At 43.8% G+C, this 23,040-nt stretch carries 12 protein-coding genes; 11 read left to right on the top strand and 1 reads right to left on the bottom strand.

The features are described from left to right. Positions 1–106: 106 nt before the first annotated feature. From W7W_RS0101295 to W7W_RS0101275, 5 genes are all read left to right on the top strand, one after another. Positions 107–709, top strand: coding sequence for a 5-bromo-4-chloroindolyl phosphate hydrolysis family protein (locus W7W_RS0101295; RefSeq protein ID WP_010662063.1), 603 nt, complete (start codon positions 107–109; stop codon positions 707–709). Between the two features lie 67 nt (positions 710–776). Next, on the top strand, positions 777–1,871 hold the full coding sequence (locus tag W7W_RS0101290; protein WP_010662062.1) for a toxic anion resistance protein: 1,095 nt from the start codon (positions 777–779) through the stop codon (positions 1,869–1,871). A gap of 10 nt (positions 1,872–1,881) precedes the next feature. Then, on the top strand, positions 1,882–2,490 hold the full coding sequence (locus W7W_RS0101285; RefSeq protein ID WP_010662061.1) for an NfeD family protein: 609 nt from the start codon (positions 1,882–1,884) through the stop codon (positions 2,488–2,490). Positions 2,491–2,521: 31 nt separating this feature from the next. After that, on the top strand, positions 2,522–3,850 hold the full coding sequence (locus W7W_RS0101280; RefSeq protein WP_010662060.1) for an SPFH domain-containing protein: 1,329 nt from the start codon (positions 2,522–2,524) through the stop codon (positions 3,848–3,850). After that, the gene (locus tag W7W_RS0101275; protein ID WP_010662059.1) at positions 3,847–5,115 is read left to right on the top strand and encodes an SPFH domain-containing protein; all 1,269 of its coding nucleotides are present in this window, start codon (positions 3,847–3,849) and stop codon (positions 5,113–5,115) included. The genes W7W_RS0101280 and W7W_RS0101275 overlap by 4 nt, the downstream gene beginning before the upstream one ends. Before the next feature lie 211 nt (positions 5,116–5,326). Here W7W_RS0101275 and W7W_RS0101270 read toward each other — a convergent pair whose 3' ends face one another. After that, a complete protein-coding gene (locus W7W_RS0101270; protein WP_010662058.1) occupies positions 5,327–9,328 on the bottom strand; it encodes a hybrid sensor histidine kinase/response regulator transcription factor in 4,002 nt (1,333 codons plus the stop codon). 282 nt (positions 9,329–9,610) lie between these two features. Between W7W_RS0101270 and W7W_RS0101265 the strand changes: the two genes are divergently transcribed. The 6 genes from W7W_RS0101265 to W7W_RS0101230 all read left to right on the top strand — a co-directional run bounded on the left by W7W_RS0101265 (position 9,611) and on the right by W7W_RS0101230 (position 22,731). Beyond that, complete coding sequence (locus W7W_RS0101265; protein ID WP_010662057.1) at positions 9,611–10,828, top strand: glycoside hydrolase family 53 protein; 1,218 nt, start codon at positions 9,611–9,613, stop codon at positions 10,826–10,828. A gap of 14 nt (positions 10,829–10,842) precedes the next feature. Beyond that, on the top strand, positions 10,843–13,224 hold the full coding sequence (locus W7W_RS0101260) for a glycoside hydrolase family 2 protein (RefSeq protein WP_010662056.1): 2,382 nt from the start codon (positions 10,843–10,845) through the stop codon (positions 13,222–13,224). A gap of 68 nt (positions 13,225–13,292) precedes the next feature. Beyond that, positions 13,293–16,250: a SusC/RagA family TonB-linked outer membrane protein gene (locus W7W_RS0101255; protein ID WP_010662055.1), complete on the top strand. Its 2,958-nt coding sequence runs from the start codon at positions 13,293–13,295 to the stop codon at positions 16,248–16,250. Between the two features lie 19 nt (positions 16,251–16,269). Next, entirely contained in the window at positions 16,270–17,859 is a 1,590-nt protein-coding gene (locus W7W_RS0101250; RefSeq protein WP_010662054.1) for a RagB/SusD family nutrient uptake outer membrane protein, read from the top strand. A gap of 19 nt (positions 17,860–17,878) precedes the next feature. Further along, the gene (locus tag W7W_RS0101245) at positions 17,879–19,567 is read left to right on the top strand and encodes a DUF5114 domain-containing protein (protein WP_025006695.1); all 1,689 of its coding nucleotides are present in this window, start codon (positions 17,879–17,881) and stop codon (positions 19,565–19,567) included. A 626-nt stretch (positions 19,568–20,193) separates the two neighbouring features. Further along, on the top strand, positions 20,194–22,731 hold the full coding sequence (locus tag W7W_RS0101230) for a glycoside hydrolase 5 family protein (protein ID WP_044084383.1): 2,538 nt from the start codon (positions 20,194–20,196) through the stop codon (positions 22,729–22,731). Positions 22,732–23,040: the final 309 nt, after the last annotated feature.

Genomic DNA, 23,040 nt, shown 5'->3' with positions numbered 1-23,040 from the left:
AAATCAGGTTTCGGAATATTCTGAGGAGATTGTGGTGCAATAAAGCATATTGTTTTTATCTTTGGTAGATACAAATTATTAATTCTTAACCCGGCTATTGAAAACGATGAAAAAAGTTTTCACACATATATTTCACCTTCTTTTCTCCATTGGGGCATTTTCGCTGTTGTTCTTTGTTCTGGGGTTATCGGCCATTCTTTCTTTAATTATCGGGCTCTTTTTGTTTTTTATTCTTTCAGGATTTACGGGAAATAATGTTCAGGAGGAACTCCCGATGCATAAAGGAAACACTACTTCAGGTATTGATTCTTTACTGCAGGCAGGTTTTGAGAAATTAAGTTCCCTTGAACACAAATCGGTACAAATAGATAAAGAGGAGATTCGTCTTAAAATAGGGAGAATCTACAGGCTGGGACAAAAAATCCTGGATACAGTTCGTGATAATCCTTCTGATTATCGGGCTGCCCGACAGTTTTTTAATTACTATCTCGATGCAACCAATTCCATTCTGGATAAATACGTAACACTTCAAAACAACCGGGATCATCTGTCTATAGCAGAAGATTCGTTTCAAAAAACGGAGAATTTACTTGATACAATTGAAGTGGCTTATCAAAAACAACTTGAAAAGCTCTTTGAAGATGATGTGATGGATCTCGATACGGAGTTAAAAGTTTTAGCCAAAACCATAAAATCGGAGGGTTTTTAAATGAAACGAGTCCCGAAACTTCGGGACGAGTTCCATCAGACCAATAACTTAGACAAATTTTATGCTGATGAATAATGAAAGTGTATCACCCGGAAATGAACTCAAAACCATAGAGTTTGAAAATATTGAACCGGCACAACTGGAAAAAGCCAAAGAGATCGCTTCTTCAATCAATGTATCAGATTCCCAGTCTGTAATACAGTTTGGGGTTGGCTCTCAAAGCCGGATTGCGGAGTTTTCTGATAATATTTTGTCAAAAGTTAGATCGAAAGATGCCGGTTATGTAGGTGAAATATTGACCGATTTGGGAACCCAGGTAAAAAGCATGAGAATCGGGGATTTGGGAGGGGATTCATCTCTGGCAAAAATTCCGTTAATAGGAAATTTGTTCAGTTCTGTTAAACGATTCATGAGTCGTTATGAGAAAGTAAGTGTTCAGATTGAAAAAATCGTTGTTGAGCTGGAGAAAGCAAGGATGGCCTTGATTAAGGACATTACAATGCTTGATACGCTTTATGATAAAAATCTGGAGTATTTAAGAGAACTGGATCTTTACATTGCAGCCGGAAAACTCAAACTGCAGGAATTACGGGACGTTGTTTTGCCTGATATGCAAAAAAGCCTGGAGCAATCTGATGATCCCTCGGACGCTCAGAAACATCGCGATTTCTCTCAGATGGTAGATCGATTTGAAAAAAAGGTGCACGATTTATTGCTGAGTCGCACCATCTCCATACAAACGGCCCCTCAACTGAGACTTATTCAGAATAATGACCAGCTTCTGGTGGAGAAAATTCAAAGTAGCATAGTGAATACGATTCCTCTTTGGAAAAATCAGGTGGTTATAGCCTTGAGTATTTTCAGACAAAAGAGTGCTTTGGAGATGCAAAAGAGTGTGACTAAAACGACCAATGACCTTTTGTCGAAAAATTCAGAGATGTTGAAAGAGGGAACTTTGGAGACAGCGCGGGAGAGCGAAAAGGGGATTGTGGAAATTGAAACACTCAAAAAGGTCAATGATGATTTGATTTCAACCATAGAAGAGACATTGTCCATTCAGAAAGAGGGTCGGGTAAAACGTCAGCAGGCCGAGAGTGAGCTTTCCAAGATTGAAGGTGAACTGAAAAGTAAGCTGAAAGCGGTAGCACAAAATCAAATATAATTCTGTTTCAATGGAGAGATTGTACTACTTATATATTGTGGCCGGAGTTTTTGGTGCCGGTGTGATATTGATAGATTTTTTTTCGAGTGTTTTATCCTCTTTCGAAGGTGATATAGATACCGGGGCGGAGGAAGGAGATGCCTCATCCGATGACGCTGAGCACCATAGCTCTGATGGATCCAATCTGGTGGATTACAATAGGTATAAAGCGCGAGGGTTTTTACAGTTTATTTCCTTTTTGCGAGTGCTTGTTTATTTCTGTGCCGGATTTGGCATCACCGGGATATTCGCACTCCTGACAGGCGAGTCAGCTGTTTCAAGTATTATTTGGAGTGTTTTTGTCGGGTTGGGGACAGTGGGGATTTATAAGATTTTCAGGAAAATTCAAAGAAATAAGCTGGATTCAAGTTTTTCAGACAAAGAGCTTCTTAACATGAAAGGGGAAGCGTTATTGCCCATGAAAGGAGAAAGCCTGGGGAAAGTGAAGATTTTTTTTGGAACCATGACCGTCGAGCGCTACGCAAAGCCTGCCTCCGGAGAAGTATCCATAAATAAAGGAGACCCTGTAGTGATTAGCAATGTGGATAAGGATGTGGTCTATGTTCGAAGCCTTAACTGACATTTTTTTAACCCAATAATTTTTATAAAACATGGAAACATTATTTCAACAGGGTTCAGGAGGAATCTTTGAAGGTGTTCTTGCAGTGGTTGCTTTTTTTCTGCTGCTTGGCATTCTAAAAGCATTTATCAAAGTGGCCCCGCCCGACAAGTTGCTTGTCATTACCGGACGGAAACGAAAAGAGAACGGAAAAACATTTGGATTCAGTGTAGAAAGGGGGCGAAGTTCAGTAGTTCCTTATTTTCAGAGTGCTCAGTATCTCGACCTTAGGGTGTTGCCCATTAATGTGCAGGTTGATGGTGTAAATTCGGCCAACGGAATTACCGTGGGCGCTGATGCAACTGCCTGCGTTTGTATTGATGACGAAAAAGATTCAATGCTTTATTCTGCTGTAGAGCGTTTAATGGGAAAAGATGTTGAAGAACTTCAGGAGCAGGTCCGTCAAACGTTGATTGGTAACTTCAGAGGTGCCTTGAATAAGGCCACCCCGCTGGAAGCCATCGGAATGCAGGAAGGACACACCAGCAATGAAGAGGAAGAAGCAGGTGCGGATGGAGAGCGGGCCCAGTTCAGGAATGCTTTGTTGGTGGACATCAACAGTGATATTGCCAGTTTTGGAATGAAAGTAGTTTCAGTTTCCCTTCAGAAGATCTGGGACAGTTCTAATTATATTGGTAACCTGGCGCAAAAAACACTTGCTGAAAAGAGGCAGGAGGTGGAAATAGAAGAAGCACGCCTCAGAGCATTGGCCGAGCAGTCAGAATCGGATGCAAAAAGAAGAATTGAGATCGCAAAGGCCAAAGCCAATGAAAAGATTATTACTGCTAACGAGAAACTTGAAATGTATCGCCGTGAAAGTGAGGCCAGCATCAATCAGGTTCAGTTTGAGGCGGATAATAATATCGCTGCAGCCCGCAACAAGGGCCGAAAAGGAATAGAGGAGTTAAATACTGCACTTAAGAAACTCAAAAACGACACGGAGGTGCTTATTAAGGAGCAAGCTTCAAATGAGATGGCAGAGATTCTAAGTCAGGGAGAAAAAGAGGCTGTGAAAATTGTTGAAAGTGCCCGAAACCGGATTTTGCAACAGAAAGTGAAGATTATCTCAGAAGGTAAGGAGTTCGGTGCTTCTGTGTTGTTCCTCCAGCAGCAGTTGCCTACGCTCTATGAGTCGTTCAAAGAGTATAGTTCAGGCTTTTCTGTGGATTCTTACATATTGATGGATAACGAAAAAGGATTTAGCGGGGCTGTAAATCGTGGCCCAGAGTCCTTTGTGCGTTTCCTGGGTGAGTTCGAGAAAGCTACAGGTATTGCTGTAAAAGATTTTTTGTCAACTAAAAAAGTGGAGGAGGTAAAATGATAGTTTTTGTTAGTGTATTCTTTGGGTTAATAATTATTACCTTACTGATTCAGGTAATATCCAATATGAGAATTGTTGGTGGTAATGAGCTTGGTATTATTTCCGGAGTAGCCGGCAAAAAAGGCTTTCAGATGATCAGTGGTGGTCGTATGTTTACCATTCCTTTGCTGCATAAATTTGCCAAGATGGATCTGACGCCTCATACCATTGAGGTTGTTGTGGATTCTGCAATTGCCGATGGTGTTGTTCCATTGAATGTAAAGGCCACAGTAAGTTTTGCCATTGCATCCAATCAGTCAGGTCGTAGCCTGGCAGCTACCCGTATTCTTCACATGGTTGATAATCCTGAAGAATTGAAGCAGGTTGCCAGTAACATCATCGAAGGACACCTTAGGGATTCTATTGCTACAATGACGCCGGTCCAGGTGATGCAGGATAAAGATACCCTTGTGGCAAAAATGATTAATGTCTGTAAAAGCGACCTTGAAAACATTGGTCTTGAAATCACCACTATGAATATTGCCGATGTGGATGATCACCGCTTGAAGGGGGTTGAAGAACCGGACCTTTATATTGCTTTGCTTAAACGGGTGCAAACAGTCAATGCTGAAACTAAAGCCCGAAAAGCCAAGGCTGAGTCCAGAGCTGCCGCTGTGGAACAGGAAGAAGCCCGAAAGGCAGAAGTGCGGGTTCGCAATATTGAAAACCAATATGAGCAATTGGTGGCCGAAACACGCGTTAGAATAATGGAAGAGAAGCAGCGCGAGAAAGTGGGTGTGGAAAAAGTGGTACAGGATATTAAAGCCGAAAAAGCTGTGCTGGAATCGGAAATTGAAGCAGAACGCCAGAAGGTTGAGATGTTGAAACAGAAATTCCAGGCTGAAATAGTCACGCCTGCTTTTGCGGAGAAGGAAAAAATGATTCTGCAGGCCAAACAAAAGATGGCGGCTGTTATCGGTAAGGCGGAAGGAGAAATTGAAGAGCTTCAGGAGACCATTAATATCCTTCGGGAGAACCCGGAAATGGGGAACCAGATTTACCTGATTGAGAACTTCAATACATTAATCAGGCCGTTTGCTGAAACACTGAACTTCTTCCCATCAGACAAAATTTCTGTGATCACCGGTGTGGATGGTAAGCATGAACCAATTTCTGCTATACATCCCAATGCCATTGATGAAATGAAAAATAATCTGATTGGTGGGGTGATGGGAGATATTTTTAGTAAGAAAAAGGATGTGGAAAACAATCCGCCTTCAAATTAATCTTTGAAGAAATAAACAAAAAGCCATTCTGCTGAGAAAAGTAGAATGGCTTTTTTATTTTGGACTTGCTGAAAAACTCACAAAAACCATAATCGGGATTTCGTTCCGTTTTTGGGGCAGTGCCTCCGCTAAAGCTACGGTGACACGCGGAATGCCAAAAAGGACAATAAAAAATAAATTTTAAATAGGCTGCTGGCTTTTTCAGCTGCCCCTACCTCTCCATATACCTTTTTGGCGACACTCCGAATTTGGCTTTGAAGCTTTTGGAAAAACTTGACAGGCTTGAGAATCCTACTGCATACATGACTTCTGTGATATTGCCTTCCCGGTTGGATAACATCTGTTCGGCTTTTTGCATCCGGTAGTTGTTGATAATGTCTCGTGTAGAAAGACCTGTAATACTTTTTAGTCGCCTGTAGAGGTGTGTGGCACTCATGCCCACTGTACTACTCAGCATTTCTACTGAGAAATCAGGGTTGGAGAGGTTATGCCGGATGATGCTCATAACTTTTTTCAGGAAAATTTCTTCCGGCCGTTCTCCGGGCTCCTCTTTTACCGGAATCAGCAATAATTGGTTCCTGACGTAGCGGGTCATCTGCTCTTCCCGCCGGAAGAGACTATTGATGCTTGATTTCAGGAAATCAATGTCGAAGGGTTTGGTAATGTACATGTCTGCTCCCCGATTCATCCCTTCTGTTTTGTCCATGTCAAGGGTTTTGGCAGTCAGGAGTATTATGGGAATGTGAGCAGATGCCTGGTTGGTTTTCAGGGTTCCGCAGAGTTCCATGCCATCCATTACCGGCATCATCACATCCGAGATGATAAGATCAGGATGATCTGCATTTGCCATTCTTAATGCCTGGGCACCATTTTCTGCGAGTGTCAGGGAGTATTCCTCTTCAAAATTGATTTTCAGGTAATCAAGAAAATCCGTGTTGTCGTCAACAATCAATATTTTTTTTGCATCTGATGGCAGGTCGGATGTATCTGAAGACTCGTGCTGTTTTTTGGTGAGGGTGTTTTCTGTTTTGACCACATCATGCTGTTCGGTGGTTTCAATTGCAGGCAGCATCAGAATGAATTCGCTTCCTTCACCCGGATGGTTTTTTAGTTGAATGGTACCTCCGTGTAACTGGGCATATTCCATGGCAAGGGTTAGCCCTATTCCGGATCCTTCATGACTATTGATGGTTTCGTCGGTCCGGTAAAAAAGCTCAAAAATATGTTCGCGATCCTGTTCTGCAATTCCGGGCCCGTGATCGCGGATACTCACTTCCAGCGTGGGCGCGTTGTTCAAAGATGATGTAATGTTGAGGGTGACGTTAATAGTTCCTTCGTCAGAGGAATATTTAAAAGCGTTGGACAAAAGATTAAAGAGGATGGTTTCCACTTTATCTGCATCTAAAAGATATTGATGAGGTTCCGGGAGGGGTTGAAGCTGATAATCAATTTGATGCCTCTGTGCCAAATCATCAAAAGAGGCATGGACTTCTCTTACGAAAGCGTTAATCTCAACAGGTTGTTGGATAAGCTGCAATTGAGATGATTCAATTTTTCGGAAATCCAGCAGTTGATTAATAAGTTTGTAAAGTCTCCCTGCATTGCGGTGTGCCAGTTCTATCATCCTTTGAAATCCCGGCTCTTTAATATCGACTTTCGAAAGTTGTTTAAGAGGCGACATAATCAGGCCTAAAGGTGTTCTGAATTCATGGGAGATGTTGGTGAAAAAACGAATCTTTGCCTGGTAAAGCGCTTCACTGTGTTGTTTTTCAATCTTTACGATTTTCAACTCGTTGTTAAGTCTTTGACGGTAGCTGTAGATGCGGAATATAAAATAAGTGATACCGATAATCAACACAATATACAATATCAGGAACCCCTTGCTCAACCAAATGGATGGGGCAATGTGAATTTGCAGGTTTTTTGTTGCACTCCAGACACCCAGGTGGTTGGTTCCCTGAACCTCAAGAGTATAATTCCCGGGTTTGATATTGGCATATACTGCATAGTTCTTCTGTTTGGAACTCTGGAGCCATTGATCCTGCTCCGGCTTCAGACGGTAGCGAAATTGTCCGTTGTCGGGGTAGAGATAATCCAATGCGGAAAATTCAAAGGTCAGCGAATTCTGGTGATGCTTCAGGTCTATCTGGTTGGAAAATGCAATGTCATCTTTCAGGATGTCAGGTTTTTGAGAAGGGGTGACTGCTTGATTGTTGACTCGCAGTCCTGAAATGAACATTGTCGGTTTGCTTTCCGGATAACTGATGTGTGAGGGGGTAATTTCGAGGTAGGCGTTATCACCCCCAAAGAGGATATTTCCGTTCTGCTTTTGCGCACTGCAATTGGAGTCAAATCCCTTGAAGGGAGAGCCTTCTTCCACCGGAATCGTGATTACTTTCTCTCTGCTGATATCCAAACGGAAAATGGAATTCTGAGTGGTGCCCCAGAGATTTCCATCATTGTCCTCTTCCAGGTTGATTATTTTTTGCGGATGGTTGACGTTGATGTGGTATTCCCGGATTTCTTCAGAAGCTTCCTGATATTGAATCAGCCGGTTTTCTGCGCCAATCCACAGCGTATTGTTTTTTCCTGCCCGAAGGATTGTAATCACACCTTTAGCAATAATTCCGTTGACTGTGCTGACCGGCTGTTTGCCCTTCTTTGCATCCAGCGTCCAGAGTTGATTGCCAATAGCATAGTAAATACTCCGGTTTCCTCGTATTAAATGTCCGTCCCCGTTGGTGTCTATTCGGGTAAACTGATAATTTTGTGGTGATTCTCCTTTTGCTTCAGTTCGAAAAACCCCGCCTTCCCATGCACTGACCCAGAAGCTGCCATCAGGAGCCTGTACAATACTGCTGATATAGTTGGAGGTGAGGCCGTTTTCTTTGCCTGCGGTGATGGCGTACATCGTTTGGTTTTTGGGATCCAGGATGTTTATGCCGCCGGCAGTACCGATCCATATTCTTTGTTTTTCATCCTCCTCAAGTGCATAGACATTGTCCAGCAGAACTTTGTTTTCTGTTTGCGAGGTAGATGAATAGGTGGTTCTTCGCCCCGTTTCCTCATTTTTTTTCACCACCCCATGGATGGTTGCCAGCCATACATGGCCACTCCGGTCTGTCAGAATATCTCTTATCTGGTTGCCAATTCTTGGTTCTTTGTTGCTGAAAAACTCTTCATGCAGATGATAGTAGGGTTCACTTTTGTTTGCAATACTAACTCCGCCGGAGGTGATGAGCCACACTCTTTCTTTATTGTCCTCCATTATCTGCCATACCACATTGTTGGCGATGGTGTTGTTGATCAGCGGATCATGAAAATATGCAGTGGCCGATTCCTTCTGTATATCAAAAAGGTGCAATCCAAAATCTGTCCCCAGCCATAGTACTGAATCGGATGCATGGTAGATGGTTTTTATGACTTCATTACTGAAATTGGTGTTGGTAGCGTTGTAAAGCTTAAAATCTCCGGTTTTGGTATTGAAAAGAGCCAGACCGGTTTCTGTTCCTATCCACAGCAACGAGTCGCAATTACCGGAATATTCGCTGATGGAAACGATGAGGTTGTTTTCCAGAAGAGGTTTGTATGCTCCCTTAACATCGAAAGAGGTTATTTCTCCGTCACGAAAGCGGTTTAGCCCATCATAGGTGCCTATCCATAAATCTCCGTTGTCTCCTTCATGAAAGGAGCGGATGGTGTTGTGTGACAATCCCGAGTTGGAACGATCGAACCAGTTGAAAATATTATTTTCCGGATTGTGTCTTAAAAGACCGTTGGCAGTTCCGATCCAGATATTTCCCTGCTTGTCCCTAAACAGGGTGCGAATGGTCTTGTTTTTTCCTATGTTGATGGTTTCAATCTCGAATGTATGGATGTTAATGGTGCAAAGCCCGTCCCAGGTTCCTACCCAGATGCGATCGCCATCGCAAACCAGCGCTGAAATATTGTTGGAAGGGATGCTGCCGGATTCACCGGTGTGCTGGAATGTCATCATTTTAAATCCGTCGTACCTGCAAACTCCTTCCTGGGTTCCAATCCAGATAAAACCGTGTTTATCCTGAACGATAGAGTTGGTCACATTGGATGGCAGACCTTGTTCAATGGTGAGGTTTGAAAAATAGAGTGACGAAGCTGCTCCCGTTTTGGCCACAAATATTGTCAGCAGCAGAACTGTTGTCAGAAGAAAATATGTCGGTGGGCGGAATGGCATAGGACTTTTATGAGATAAAAATTGGTTGCTGGTATTATGGTAAAAATAGAAATAAATTAACAGAAATTAGCGGGTTGATGAATTTCAACAAGTTTTTGTAAGATTTCGACAATTTTTTAAAACCCTTGTTTTTCTTGTGTTTCGACTGACTTTATTCGTGGTTGTTGTACGGATGTAAGATTTTGACAACAACTTGCAAGATAAGGGCAATTACATTTTTTAGAGGTTGTTTAGCTTTGATGTGAGATTTAGAAAATAGTTACATAACTAACGACTACAGATATGAAGAAACAACAAATAGTATTTATCCTGGCACTATTTTTTGCTACCATGATGAGTTTTGCCTGTTCGGATGATGACAATGGGAAGCCGGTTGAAAATGGCACGGAGGAAGAAGAGACTGAGATCCCTGAATTGCCGGCATTTATCAAAGGCCTGGATCTTTCGTATGTCAACCAGGTGGAAGACCATGGAGGTATCTATAAGAAAGAAGGTGTTGCTTCCGATCCCTTTGAGGTATTGAGTGAAAAAGGAGGAAATCTGGTACGGGTTCGTCTCTGGCACAATCCTTCCTGGGTAAAAGATATTTATGGAGAAGCTACTCCTGTTTACAGTGGACTTGCCGATGTAGCCGCAACTATTGAGCGTGCTCACCAAAATGGCATGGCGGTTTTACTGGACTTTCATTACAGTGATACCTGGGCAGATCCCGGACATCAGGATGTTCCTGCCGCCTGGAAGGATATTACCAGTCTGGATGTTCTAACGGATTCGGTGTTCAACTATACTTATGAAACACTTTCTTATCTGAATGACAAAAACCTGTTGCCACAAATGGTGCAGATTGGGAATGAGACCAACCCCGGAATGATGACGACAAATATTCCGGAAGGCTTTCCGGATCTGAATGTTTATGATGGTAACTGGGCGGCCTTTGGGAAGGTTGTCAATGCGGGAATTGAGGCTGTTCGTGATATTGAAAGCCAGTCGGGCTCAGAAATAAAAGTGGCCCTGCACATCGCTGATCCAAAAAATCTGGAATGGTGGATGGCTGATGTCATTAACAAAGGGAATGTACAAGACTTTGAGATCATGGGATTCTCTTACTATCATATATGGCATACGACTATTGCTTTTGATCAGTTACCGGTATTAATATCCGATCTTAAATCGACCTACGGTAAAGATCTTCTTGTGATGGAGACAGCTTATCCTTTTACTACAGAATACGATGATAACTACGGCAATATTTATTCTTCAGAAACAGTGCCTCTGGAAGGCTTTCCATACACTATTGAGGGACAAAAGCAATACCTGACCACCCTTTCTCAGAATATGGCCAATGCAGGTGCCATTGGAGTTATTTACTGGGAACCGGCCTGGATCTCTTCCGGAATGAAAGATCTGTGGGGAATCGGATCCAGCTGGGAGAACTGTGCACTTTTCGATTTTGACGGCAATATCACCGAAGCCGCAGATTATCTTGATGTAAACTATTAATATCAATAAAAATTATGTTGAAACGAGCACTTTTGATGGCCATAGGAGTTCTAACGCTTGCTTCGTGCCGGAACAATTCCGACCATTCAGGTTTTGATCAACGCGCCAATTTGTTTAATGCAGACTGGCAGTTTATTCAGGATTCTGAAGTTGACGATGTAAATAAACTAAGTTCAGGTGATGCTGATATCAGGTGGGAGCAGGTTGCTCTTCCGCATACTGCAGCAGTGGAGCCTCTGGTGATAAAAGACCAGCAGTGGCAGGGAACCAGTTTCTACCGGAAGACATTCACGGCTCCTGATATCTTGAAAGACAAACATGTGGCGTTAAAGTTTGAAGGAGCCATGCAGGTCGCTGATATTTTCCTCAATGGAGAAAAGCTGATGACACATCAGGGAGGATACCTGCCTTTTTATGTTGAACTGAGTGAGCACTTGAAATACGGGAAAGAGAATGTTCTTCTGGTGCGACTCAATAATGAGGACAACGAACTGGTGCCTCCGGGCAAACCCATAGCCGATCTTGATTTCAATTGGTTTAGCGGTATTTATCGCAATGTTTGGCTGATGGTCAGGGATAAGGTGCATGTTACCGATCCTGTTGGAGCTAACCGCGTTGCGGGAGGTGGTGTTTTTGTGACTTATTCTGATGTTTCGGACGAAAAAGCTACTGTGAATGTTAAAGTGGATGTGGATAATCAGCGTCAAAATTCTGCTGATATTGGTTTGAGCGTAAAAATGAACGATGCTGACGGGAATGTGATAACAGAGCAAATCGTTGCTGCGCACAATGTGGAAGCCATGAGAAATCAGGTTTTCCAGACTTCATTTGATGTTGAGGAGCCTGCTTTATGGTCGCCCGACTATCCTAATTTGTATGATCTGACCGTAGAAGTGCTGGAAAATGAAAAAGTGGTGGATGTTGTTTCTGAAACCATCGGTATCCGGACTTTTTCCTGGACGGCCGATCAGTTTTATCTCAATGGCGAACCCTTGTTTCTGAGAGGAACCAATCGCCATCAGGAATATCCATACATTGGTTATGCCTTGTCCGACAATGCCAATTACCGCGATGCTTACAAAATAAAACAGGCCGGATTCAATTTTGTGCGCTTATCACATTACCCGCATTCCCGTTCGTTTATGAGGGCTTGTGATGAGCTCGGACTTTTGACGATGGATGCCATTCCCGGCTGGCAGTTTTTCGGCAACGAGGCGTTTCAGGACAATGCGATTCAGGATGTACGGAATATGGTTCGTCGCGATCGCAATCATCCTTCCGTGGTGATTTGGGAAGCCTCACTTAACGAATCGGGGATGACCCGGGAATTTATGCTGCGGGCACATGCTGCCGTCCATGAGGAATACCCGCATGAGGATACTTATACCTGCGGATGGATTGACGATGTCTATGACGTTTATATTCCTGCACGACAACACGGGAAATCCCCTCATTACTGGAATCGCTACGATAAGGAGAAGCCCATCTTAATTGCTGAGTACGGCGACTGGGAGTATTATGCCCAAAATGCCGGGTTTAACCAGAAAGCGTTTGAAGATCTTACATCAGAAGAGCGTAACTCACGTCAGTTGCGTGGGTTCGGTCAAAAGCGGCTGGCGCAGCAGGCTCTTAATTATCAGGAAGCCCACAACAGCAATTTGCAGGGGCCTGCCTGCGGTGATGCCAATTGGCTAATGTTCGACTATAACCGTGGCTATGCCCCTGATCTTGAGGCTTCCGGTGTTATGGATCTCTTCCGGTTGCCCAAGTTTGCTTTCTATTTCTACAAGAGCCAGGCAGATATTAAGCCTGAAGTGAGTCAGGAGTTTTACGGGCCATTCATCGAAATTGCCAATTTCTATAACGATCCTTCTTTTTCTGAAGTGAAAGTATATAGCAACTGCGAGGAGGTGGAACTTTTTGTAAACGGTAAGTCTTTCGGGCGACAAAAGCCTGATGCTGATCGCATCAGCTCCCACCTCAAACATCCCCCTTTTACCTTTCACCTCAATGGATTTGAACCGGGCGAACTGACTGCAAAAGGATATGTGGCCGGGCAGGAAATGACAGAAACCATCAGGCGCACTCCGGAACAGGCTGCACAACTAAATCTTTGGATTGACGAAAGCGGTCGTCCTTTGGAGAAAGGGCAGAATGATGTGGTTTTCCTGTATGCTTCTGTTACGGATGCGAATGGCACAATACTTCCCGAAGCTTTTAATAACGTTACTTACTCAGTAGAAGGGGACGCCGAATTGATTGGTGCGAACCCGGTGAGTGCAGAAGCGGGCATTGCTACCATACTCCTGAAAGCCGGAGATCAGGGAGGTGTCATTACCATAAAGGCATCGGCCAACGGGCTTGCTGCTGACCCGCTCACTATAGAAGTACCATAATAACGTCCTGGTAAAATGGATTCATGAATCCATTATACAAGAGCCCATATTATAAAAACCAAACAACTATGAATATGAAAAATCTGCGATTACCAAAGAAAAAACCGGTCGCATTGCTATTGTTATGGCTTTTTGCAACCCTGGCAATTGCTCAGCAAAAGACCATTACCGGTACCATCGTTGACGGGAAGATCAATGAGTCGCTTCCCGGTGTTACGATTCTTATTGATGGCACCCAAACGGGAACCATTACGGATGCCAATGGACAATTTACCATTCAGGCTTCCGACCCCGATGTGTTGCGCATATCCTATATCGGGTATGAAACCCAAATGATTGAAGTGGGGAATCAGAGCCGTTTGGATATTACTCTGATGCCCGATGTGATCAGCTTTGATGAAGTGGTGGTCATTGGCTACGGGCAGCAACGCAAGGGAGATCTTACAGGTGCTGTGTCCAATGTGAACAGTAAGGACTTCCAGAAGGGGATTATCAGTTCTCCTGAGCAATTGATCAACGGAAAAGTTTCGGGGGTACAAATTATGTCTCAGAGCGGATCGCCTTCTGCCGGTAATTCTATCCGGATTCGGGGCGGTGCTTCTCTTAATGCCAGTAACGATCCGCTGATTGTACTGGACGGTGTGCCATTGGAGTCAGGCGGAATCAGTGGAAATGACAATAACTTTCTGAGTCTGATCAATCCCAATGACATTGAGAGCATGACAGTTCTGAAGGATGCCTCCTCAACAGCGATTTATGGATCAAGAGCATCCAACGGAGTGATTTTAATAACAACTAAGAAAGGGGCTGGCGATGATTTGAAGGTTACTTTCAGTACGACCAACTCTCTGCAGGCGAAAACCAAACTTGCGGATATGCTTTCCACCGGAGAATTCAGAAATGTAGTGAATCGTGATGGTTCGCCGGCTCAGCAGGCTTTGTTGGGCGATTACAATACTGACTGGAATGATGAAATATACCAGTTGGCTTTCGGTACTGATAACAACCTTAGTTTTTCAGGGCAACTGAAGGAGGTTCCATTCCGGTTTTCTCTGGGTTACTACAACCAGGATGGTATTGTAAAAACCGATAACGCCGAGAGAATGACCGGTAACCTGACGGTTTCTCCTTCATTTCTGAATGACGATTTGAAAGTGACTTTGGGAGTAAAAGGAGCGTTGAATAAAAATACTTTTGCACAAACAGATGCAATATGGGGGGCAGCGACTTTTAATCCTACCATCCCCGTGTATTCCGGTGCTGATACTTTTGGCGGTTACAACGAAGCCATTGATGGATCAGGAATTCCGGTAACGTCGGCTGTCATTAATCCGGTTGGACTGTTAAACCAAAATACCTCTACCAGTGATGTGGGGCGGGTAATTACCAATCTGGATGCTGAGTACAGACTTCCATTTTTGCCTGAAATGAAGGTACATGCCATCCTTGGATATGATTATGCCAAAGGAGAGGGTGATATTTTTGTGCCTGCCGATGCAGTCGAATTTTACATGACCAATGGCCGGGATTACACGTATGGCCCTGAGGAAAAAGAAAATCGCTTGCTGACGACCTATCTTAACTACAATAAGAATCTGGAAAACATAAATAGTACTGTTGATTTAACAGCAGGTTATGATTATCAGTTCTGGAAGAGTACCAGACCTTTTTATGAAGAACTGAACGTGAGCGGTGAGGTGCAGAACTCCATTGCAGCATCGGATCAGCGACATGCACTGATCTCTTACTACGGACGACTGAATTATACCTTTGCATCGCGCTACATGCTAACTGCTACAATCCGCCAGGACGGGACATCCAGGTTTAGTGAAGATACCCGCTGGGGTACTTTCCCTTCCGTTGCTCTGGGATGGCGATTGTCTGAGGAATTCTTCCTGAAAGATATTGATGTGCTGAGCAATCTGAAGTTGCGTGCAAGCTATGGTATTACAGGCCAGCAGGAAGGAATCGGAAACTATAATTATCTGCCTGTTTATACTATTAGTCAGACAGGTGCCCAGTACATCTTTGGCAATAACCCTGTGAATACCTATCGTCCGGAGGCTTATGTGTCCGATTTAAAATGGGAAACCACCAGGGCTTACAACTTCGGAGTTGATTTTGGGTTCTTCAACAATCGCTTGTCGGGCTCTGCAGAATATTACACAAGGGAAACAGAAGATCTTTTGGCAACAGTGCCTTCTCCGGCGGGAACCAATTTCGACAAAAACATTCTTACCAACGTGGGGAATGTGGACAGCGAAGGTTTCGAAGTTAGCCTGAATGCAGTGCCTGTTGACAATGACCGGTGGACCTGGGATCTCACATTCAACGCTGCCTGGCAGACGCAGAACATTAAAAATCTCTCCATAATCAAAGGAACAGAGATTACCAGTACTTCCATAGGCCCAACCATCGACAGTTATTACTTTCAGGTGTTGACAGAGGGTTATGAACCGTATATGTTTCACGTTTATCATCAGCTTTACGATCAGGAATCCGGAAAACCCATTGAAGGGGCCTATGCCGATTTGAATGATGATGGTGAGATCAATTCTGAAGATTTGTATCGCTACAATTCTCCTGCCCCTGATTATATTTTGGGTTTCAGCACTTCTTTGAGGTATCGAAACTGGACTTTGAGTACCAGTCTCAGAGCCAATATAGGCAACTATGTCTATAATGGGATGGCCATGAATACCGGGGCACTGGGAACCATGTCTTACAATGCCTATCAGCTCAATAATCTGAACAAGAGTTACCTGGAGACCGGATTTCAGAGTCGTCAGTATTTGTCAGATTACTACGTTGAAAATGCCTCTTTCCTCAAAATGGATAACCTCACTTTAGGGTATAACTTTGGAAAAGTGACCAACTGGCTCAATGTGAATGCTACTGCAATGGTACAAAATGTTTTTACCATCACAGAGTATTCCGGTGTTGATCCGGAAGTGCCGCAGGGAATGGATCTTTCGTTCTATCCTCGTCCCCGCATTTTCTCTTTGAGTGTTGGCCTGGAATTTTAATAAATAAAGGAATTACGTTATGAGAAAAATAATATATACACTTTGGATACTTACAGTGGGGGCTTTCTTCGGATGTACCGATGACCTGAATCAGTATCCTGAAATAGAAGAGACTTCCGAGTCGGTTTATGCCAATCCGGACAATTACATTTCGGCTCTTGCCAAGTGCTATGCTTCTTTTGTTACCGCCGGACAGGAAAAAGGCGGAGGAGACGCAGATCTTAGCAGCAATAACGGATATGATTATATGCGTTGTTATTTTAATGTTCAGGAAGCAGGAACCGACGAACTGGGTTCCACCTGGATTGAGGGGGATAACATTGGCGACCTCACTTTTCTCACCTGGGATGCCAACGATCCCTGGGTGGCGGATATGTACTATCGTTCCTATTATTCCATCTCTTTGTGCAACGAGTTTCTTAAGAACAGCACGGATGAACGTATCGCAGGGTTTACTGATGCAGAGCAGTCGAAAATCAGGACTTACCGTGCTGAAGCCAGATTCCTGCGGGCATTGGCTTACTTTCATGCATTGGACTTGTTTCACGATATTCCTTTTGCGGATGAAGAATTGATTGGTAGTTCTTCTTTACCCGATGAGTATCAGGCTTCTGATATGTTTGAGTTTATTGAAACTGAATTGATTGAATGTAGCGAAAATATGACTGAAGCTGCCGGCTGTGAGTATGGACATGCACCACAAACAGCAGCATGGATGTTGCTTTCACGTTTGTATCTCAATGCTGAAGTATATGAGGCAGGTACCCATTACGAAGAGGTTAAGACATATACTCAAAAGGTTATTGATGCAGGCTATGAACTGGAAGATGATTATGGCAAACTCTTCAATGCAGATAATCATAAGCGTGTAGGCCCCGGCAACGAAATTATCTGGCCTCTGGTGGTGGATAGTAAGAATGTAATGTCTTGGGGTGCTACCACTTATCTGGTTTGTGGAGCCGTAGATACCGACTATGGTGCTCCTGCTGATACGATCGGTGTTGCAAGTGCCTGGAGTATGTTTCGTATTCGTGGAGAGATGCCCGCTTTGTTTGATCTGGAAAATGATTCCCGTGCCATGTTTTATGCCGATGGTCAAAGTCAGTATATGGATGGCGGCGTAGATGACCGGAGTGGAGGTTACTTTGTACTGAAATGGAGCAACAAGACCGATGCCGGAGAGGCTTCCTCAAATACTCAAAACGACGGTGTGGATACAGATTTCCCAATGTTCCGTCTGGCTGATGCTTATCTGATGTATGCCGAAGCAGCGGCACGCTCAAACAGCGATTTGGGTACTGCGCTGAATTATGTCAATGAGCTTCGTTCTATCCGCAATGTGGCAGAGGTTTCGGAAAATGATCTGACAGCAACCAATGATGGGATTCCCTATAAGTTTTTCCTGGATGAGCGGGCACGCGAACTCTATTGGGAAGCAGTGCGACGCACAGATCTTATCCGGTTTGATGCATTTACTTCCAATAAATACATCTGGCAATGGAAGGGTGGCGTTAAAGACGGGATGGCTGTGAATGAGAAGTACAATATTTATCCCATTCCGGCAACGGAGCTTTCCGCTAATCCTAACTTGTCAAATGAAAATTACTAACCTTAAATTTGGTAAGACAATGCAAAATATAAAAACATATATAGGAGTCTTTTTACTCTTTTTGCTGGTTTTGGGCTGCGAAAAGGAAGGAGACAATATTTATCTGTCAGGACTTGAGGCTGCTGATCTTTCAGTATCGGGTTCTGAGGTGGTACTGACAATTGAAAATTCTGACCTTCAGGTGCTCAGTTTCTCCTGGCAATCGGGAGAGCTTTCTGTGAGCAACGAAACAATGGATGTGGCTTCCGGTTTGCCGGGAATGACCGTTGAGGTTTCCGCATCTTCTGATTTTATTCAGTTTACTGAGTTGCAGGGCACCGGAGATCAGCTGGCACTTACAGGCGCCCGCCTCAATGCTTTGGCCAAGGATGCCGGATTGCAACCTGATGTGCCCTCACCGCTTTATTTCAGAGTGCGTTCATCGGTCGGTAACAACATGGATCCTGTTTACAGCAATGTCATTTCTGTTGAAGTCACACCTTTTGTGATTGATATGTCGAAACTTTATCTCCTTAATTCTGAGCAAAATGATACCCTGGCAACAATCTACTCTCCCGAAGAGAATGGTGAATATGCCGGCTTTGTTAAAGCGACAGGGTGGATGAATTTTTATTTTCAGGAAGGAGATGGTGCCATTTATGGGAATAATGGTGTGTCTGCAGTTCCTTTTGAACTTTCCACCGACGCAGCAACCATGTGGAATTGCTGGTTCCCGGCCAACGGAGGACAGTATTATGTGACCATGAATACCACAGATATGGAGTGGACAGCTACCTGGCTGCCCAAAATTTCGATGGGAGGAGCTGTTGAGGATTCACTGGCTTTCTTTAAATCACAGGAGTTGTGGGCCGGAGTGATTGAAACGGCGGCTGCAGGGGCACAAGTCACGCTGAGCAGTGACGCCTTGCTCTACAATACCGGCACCGGAGATGCAGATGCCGGGGCACTTACCACAACTGTTTCCTTTGCAGAAGGTGAGAGTGGTGAAATTGTGCTTGCAGATGCTCCTGGAAACTTCACAGTGCCATCAGCAGGAACCAATACTATCACACTTGATCTGACAGGTGCTTCGGGTTGGACTTATACTATTGAAGAAGGAGAAAATCTGCCACAGGAAGAAGTTGTTATTCCCTTCTTGTATCTTCCCGGGTCAAAAGACGGAGAGACCGGTGGCAGCTGGACTTTTGATAACTTTATTCCTCAGTTGAATGATACGCTTTACGGAGGTTTAGTGGACATTAATTCCCAGTGGGGATTCCAGATGTTTACAGCACCGGAATGGGGAGTCGATTATTACACCATGGGCGAGAGTGAAGGCCTGCTGGAGATGAATGTGGAAGGCCGCAATATTCCTGCTCCCGCCCCGGGGACTTATTGGGTAAAAGCGGATGTGAAAAACATGACCTATGAGCTAATTCCCTTAGGAGATGTGTTGTATTTGTCAGGTCTTAATGATGTGTGGGACTTTAATACATCTATTCCCAAAACCGGTGACGGTGTTTATTCGGGGACTATCGAGGTAACTTCGCCTTCTCCCTGGGGATTTGCGCTTTACATTGAATCAGATAACTGGGATGATAAATTCGGCGGAAGCGATGGGACCCTTAGTTATGGTGGAGCAAACATTACCGATGATACCGAGGTAGGAACATACACTTTAACAGTGGATTTGTATAATCTCACTTATGAAATGATCTTGAATCAGTAATTCAATCTTTCCCTTTTTGATCCGCCCCTGTCAGGGTTTTTAATCCTGTCAGGGGCTTTATTTTGGACAATAGAACTAAATGAATTACAACTTGTAAGGCTTTTTTAAAGTGAAGGTTCCTCATATTCAAGGGGTAATAAGGTTAAGCAGCCAAGGCTTTCTGGGGCAATGCATAGAAACTAAATCAGGGCTTGCTGAAAAATAATTAAAAGATTAATAATAAATTAATTACAGCCGATAATATCATTCAAAGTGCAAGATTTTTCAAGTAAATCTCTCAAAAAGTCTGCACCTGTGATGATTAATTGTCAAAATATCACTGTTCAAAAGAATATTTTTAGGCTTAAGGACTTTTCCTATTTAAAAGGCGCGGTGGCCTGTCCGTTTTCCGGGCCGGCGGATAGCGGGAAGCCAAAATGGGCGACTTTCAAGGCCTTGCGCAATGGCCGGAAATTTTGACTTTCGCGGGCGGATAGGTTTAAACGGACTAGACTTTTTTGGTTCTTTTTGGGGCAATGCCAAAAAGGACAATAAAATATAAATTTAAAATAGGGCTGCTGACTTATTCAGCAGCTCCAAAATTAAAAAAAGGTTGCTGGCTTTCAGAAACCCTAAAATTGAATGATATGAGAGAAACACTGTTAATCATACTGTTTTTTGTATTTGCGGCTGCATCAGGTCAGCCTTCCCGTCATGCTTATGTGGATGATGATGGTGTGTTGCGCTGGGATGATGATCAATCCGAAATAGTGGGTTTTGGAGTCAACTACTCCGTCCCGTTTGCACATGCTTTCCGGATGGCTGAAAGGATGGGCATTGATCATGAGGAGGCCATCAGGCAGGATGTATATCATTTCGCCCGGCTCGATCTGGATCTTTATCGGGTACATGTGTGGGATACGGAGATTTCCGATTCTGTGGGTAATTTGTTGGAAAATGAGCACCTGTGGTTGTTCGATTTTGCCATTCATGAGATGAAAAAGCGCGGAATGCGATTTGTAATTACTCCCATTGCGTTTTGGGGCAACGGCTGGCCCGAGCCTGACGAAGATACGCCCGGGTTTTCCAATAAATATGGTAAAGATGCCTGTCTGACAAATCCTGATGCCATAGAAGCACAGGCCAATTATCTGGAGCAATTTCTTTATCACAAGAATTCCTATACTGGGATTGCCTATAAAGACGACCCTGATGTTATTGCTTTTGAAGTTTCCAACGAACCACATCACGGTGGGAGCGTAGAAGAGGTGAAGGCCTACATTAACAGGATGGTTTCTTCGATGAAAAAAACCGGTTTGCAAAAGCCTGTTTTCTATAATATGAGTCACAGTATCCATTTGGCAGATGCCTATATGGAGGCCGATGTGGATGGGGGAACCTTTCAATGGTATCCGTCGGGACTGGTGGCCAACCATGCACTGAAAGGAAATTACCTGCCACATGTGGCGGAATACAAGATTCCTTATGAAGATCATCCGGGGTTCAAAAATAAGGCTAAAATTGTTTATGAATTTGATCCTGCAGATGTGTCCGGAAATTATATGTATCCCGTTATGGGCCGAAGCTTCAGGGAGGCCGGATTGCAGCTGGCAACACAATTTGCTTATGATGCCATGTTCCTGGCCCCGTTCAACACCAATTATGGCACGCACTTTATGAATCTGGCTTATGCCCCTCAAAAGGCCCTTAGCTTAAAGATTGCGTCAGCCGTTTTTCATGAAATTCCCCGAAATGCTGATTTTGGGGATTTTCCAGAGAATAATGTTTTTGGGGATGTCAGGGTCAGTTATGAACAGAATCTGGCCGAATACCTTTCAGAAAACCGGTTTTTTTACACAAATAATACATTTTCAATGCCTTCAGATGTTTCGAAACTGAAGGAAATAGCAGGTTTTGGTAGTAGTCCTGTGGTGAAATACAGTGGGCAGGGTGCTTATTTTCTTGATGAAATAGAGTCTGGAATCTGGCGCCTGGAGATGATGCCCGATGCCTTATGGCTTATGGATCCTTACAGTTCGGTTGATCCCAATGTGCAAAAAGCTGCTGTGCTGCATGCAGCACATTCCATAACGATTCATTTACCTCAATTGGGAGATGCTTTCTCGGCTCAGGCTATCAATGATGGGAATTCTCTGGTAGCTATTGCCGATGAAGGGGCAATTGATCTTACTCCCGGGGTTTATTTATTGAGGAAGAAGGGTGTTACCACGAAAATTGATGTTCAGAGCCCTTTTAAAAATATAGTGCTCAATGAATTTGTAGCTCCGGCATCGGATCTGGATACCCTTTTGGTACAGAACAAAACGTCCCAATCAATGAATATGAGTGATGAGGTGGAGATTTCTTTTGATGTAATCTCCGCGGAGAAGCCTGATGAGGTTGCTGTATTTGTAGGAGAGGGACATTACCACAGTCGGCGTTTTGATGCTGAAGAAATTGTTACTAATCAATACAGGGTTTTGCTACCAGAAGATTTTAACAGGAACCAAACCTTGAACTATTATATAGGAGTGAGGCAAACCGGGAGTGGCTGGAGAACTTTCCCTTCGGGTATTGCAGGAAATCCCCGTGACTGGGACTTTTCTTCCCGCCAGAGCTACCGTCTTGATATTTTACCGGATGATGCTCCTCTTTTGTTGTGGAGTGCGGATGATTATGAGTTTTCGGCATCTTCGTGGCGACAGGGAATCGGGGTGGTTCCGAATTCTAACAGACGAGTGCTCTCTTACCATTTTTCTCCTGACATAGCAAATCTTGCAAACGATGAGCCGTTTCATGCATTCAAATATTATTTTAAGGAGAAAATTGCCGGACGTCAAAAAAGCATTTTATCAAAGGAGAAGTTGGTTCTTAAGGCGAAGGTGAGGGCCGGAATGCCTCCTGTTCTTCATGTTTCTCTGATTGACAAATCCGGACTGGTTCGGAAATACCAGATGAAACTGAATGCCCATGATGAATTTTATATGGTAAGCCTGGAGGATTTTGATGCAGGACCCATTGCTATTGTTCCCCGGTCATTTCCCGATTATCTGCCATGGTTCGTCGGCCCGGGAGATGCTACAGATTTTAATATGGCTGAAATAGAAATGGTACAGATTGTATTACCTGCTCAGGAGTTTGAAGGTGTTTTTGGTTTTTATATTGATGAATTGTGGTTAGAGTAATTCATGAGGATGGTTGTATTTCGCAGGTAGTTGGACATTGTAAAATAAAGCAGTCTCTCTAAAAGCGAGGGTTTAAATACATAATGATGTTGCGTTTTCAATTGGTCCGGATTCTCCTGAGGGCAAGGTTTTTTGTTCTCAAAACTATTTTTCAACAGGCCAACGGCCTGAGAGCAATAGCCTGGGGCAGCGCCCCAGGGAAATTGTAACAAATCTCCCCCCTCTCCCCCCTCTCAATATTGGTCGCGTCGCGACCAATATTGAGAGGGGGGATGTCTTTAATGACCGGGTGTTATGCCCGGGGCAATT

It is taken from the genome of Marinilabilia salmonicolor JCM 21150, assembly GCF_000259075.1.
Classification (GTDB): Bacteria; Bacteroidota; Bacteroidia; order Bacteroidales; family Marinilabiliaceae; genus Marinilabilia; species Marinilabilia salmonicolor.
This window is presented reverse-complemented; position numbering and strand designations above follow the sequence as displayed.

Bases quoted from the DNA above. Each gene is read 5' to 3' on its own strand.
- W7W_RS0101295 (WP_010662063.1), top strand. From the start codon at position 107: ATGAAAAAAGTTTTCACACATATATTTCACCTTCTTTTCTCCATTGGG.
- W7W_RS0101290 (WP_010662062.1), top strand. From the start codon at position 777: ATGAATAATGAAAGTGTATCACCCGGAAATGAACTCAAAACCATAGAG.
- W7W_RS0101285 (WP_010662061.1), top strand. From the start codon at position 1,882: ATGGAGAGATTGTACTACTTATATATTGTGGCCGGAGTTTTTGGTGCC.
- W7W_RS0101280 (WP_010662060.1), top strand. From the start codon at position 2,522: ATGGAAACATTATTTCAACAGGGTTCAGGAGGAATCTTTGAAGGTGTT.
- W7W_RS0101275 (WP_010662059.1), top strand. From the start codon at position 3,847: ATGATAGTTTTTGTTAGTGTATTCTTTGGGTTAATAATTATTACCTTA.
- W7W_RS0101270 (WP_010662058.1), bottom strand. From the start codon at position 9,328: ATGCCATTCCGCCCACCGACATATTTTCTTCTGACAACAGTTCTGCTG.
- W7W_RS0101265 (WP_010662057.1), top strand. From the start codon at position 9,611: ATGAAGAAACAACAAATAGTATTTATCCTGGCACTATTTTTTGCTACC.
- W7W_RS0101260 (WP_010662056.1), top strand. From the start codon at position 10,843: ATGTTGAAACGAGCACTTTTGATGGCCATAGGAGTTCTAACGCTTGCT.
- W7W_RS0101255 (WP_010662055.1), top strand. From the start codon at position 13,293: ATGAATATGAAAAATCTGCGATTACCAAAGAAAAAACCGGTCGCATTG.
- W7W_RS0101250 (WP_010662054.1), top strand. From the start codon at position 16,270: ATGAGAAAAATAATATATACACTTTGGATACTTACAGTGGGGGCTTTC.
- W7W_RS0101245 (WP_025006695.1), top strand. From the start codon at position 17,879: ATGCAAAATATAAAAACATATATAGGAGTCTTTTTACTCTTTTTGCTG.
- W7W_RS0101230 (WP_044084383.1), top strand. From the start codon at position 20,194: ATGAGAGAAACACTGTTAATCATACTGTTTTTTGTATTTGCGGCTGCA.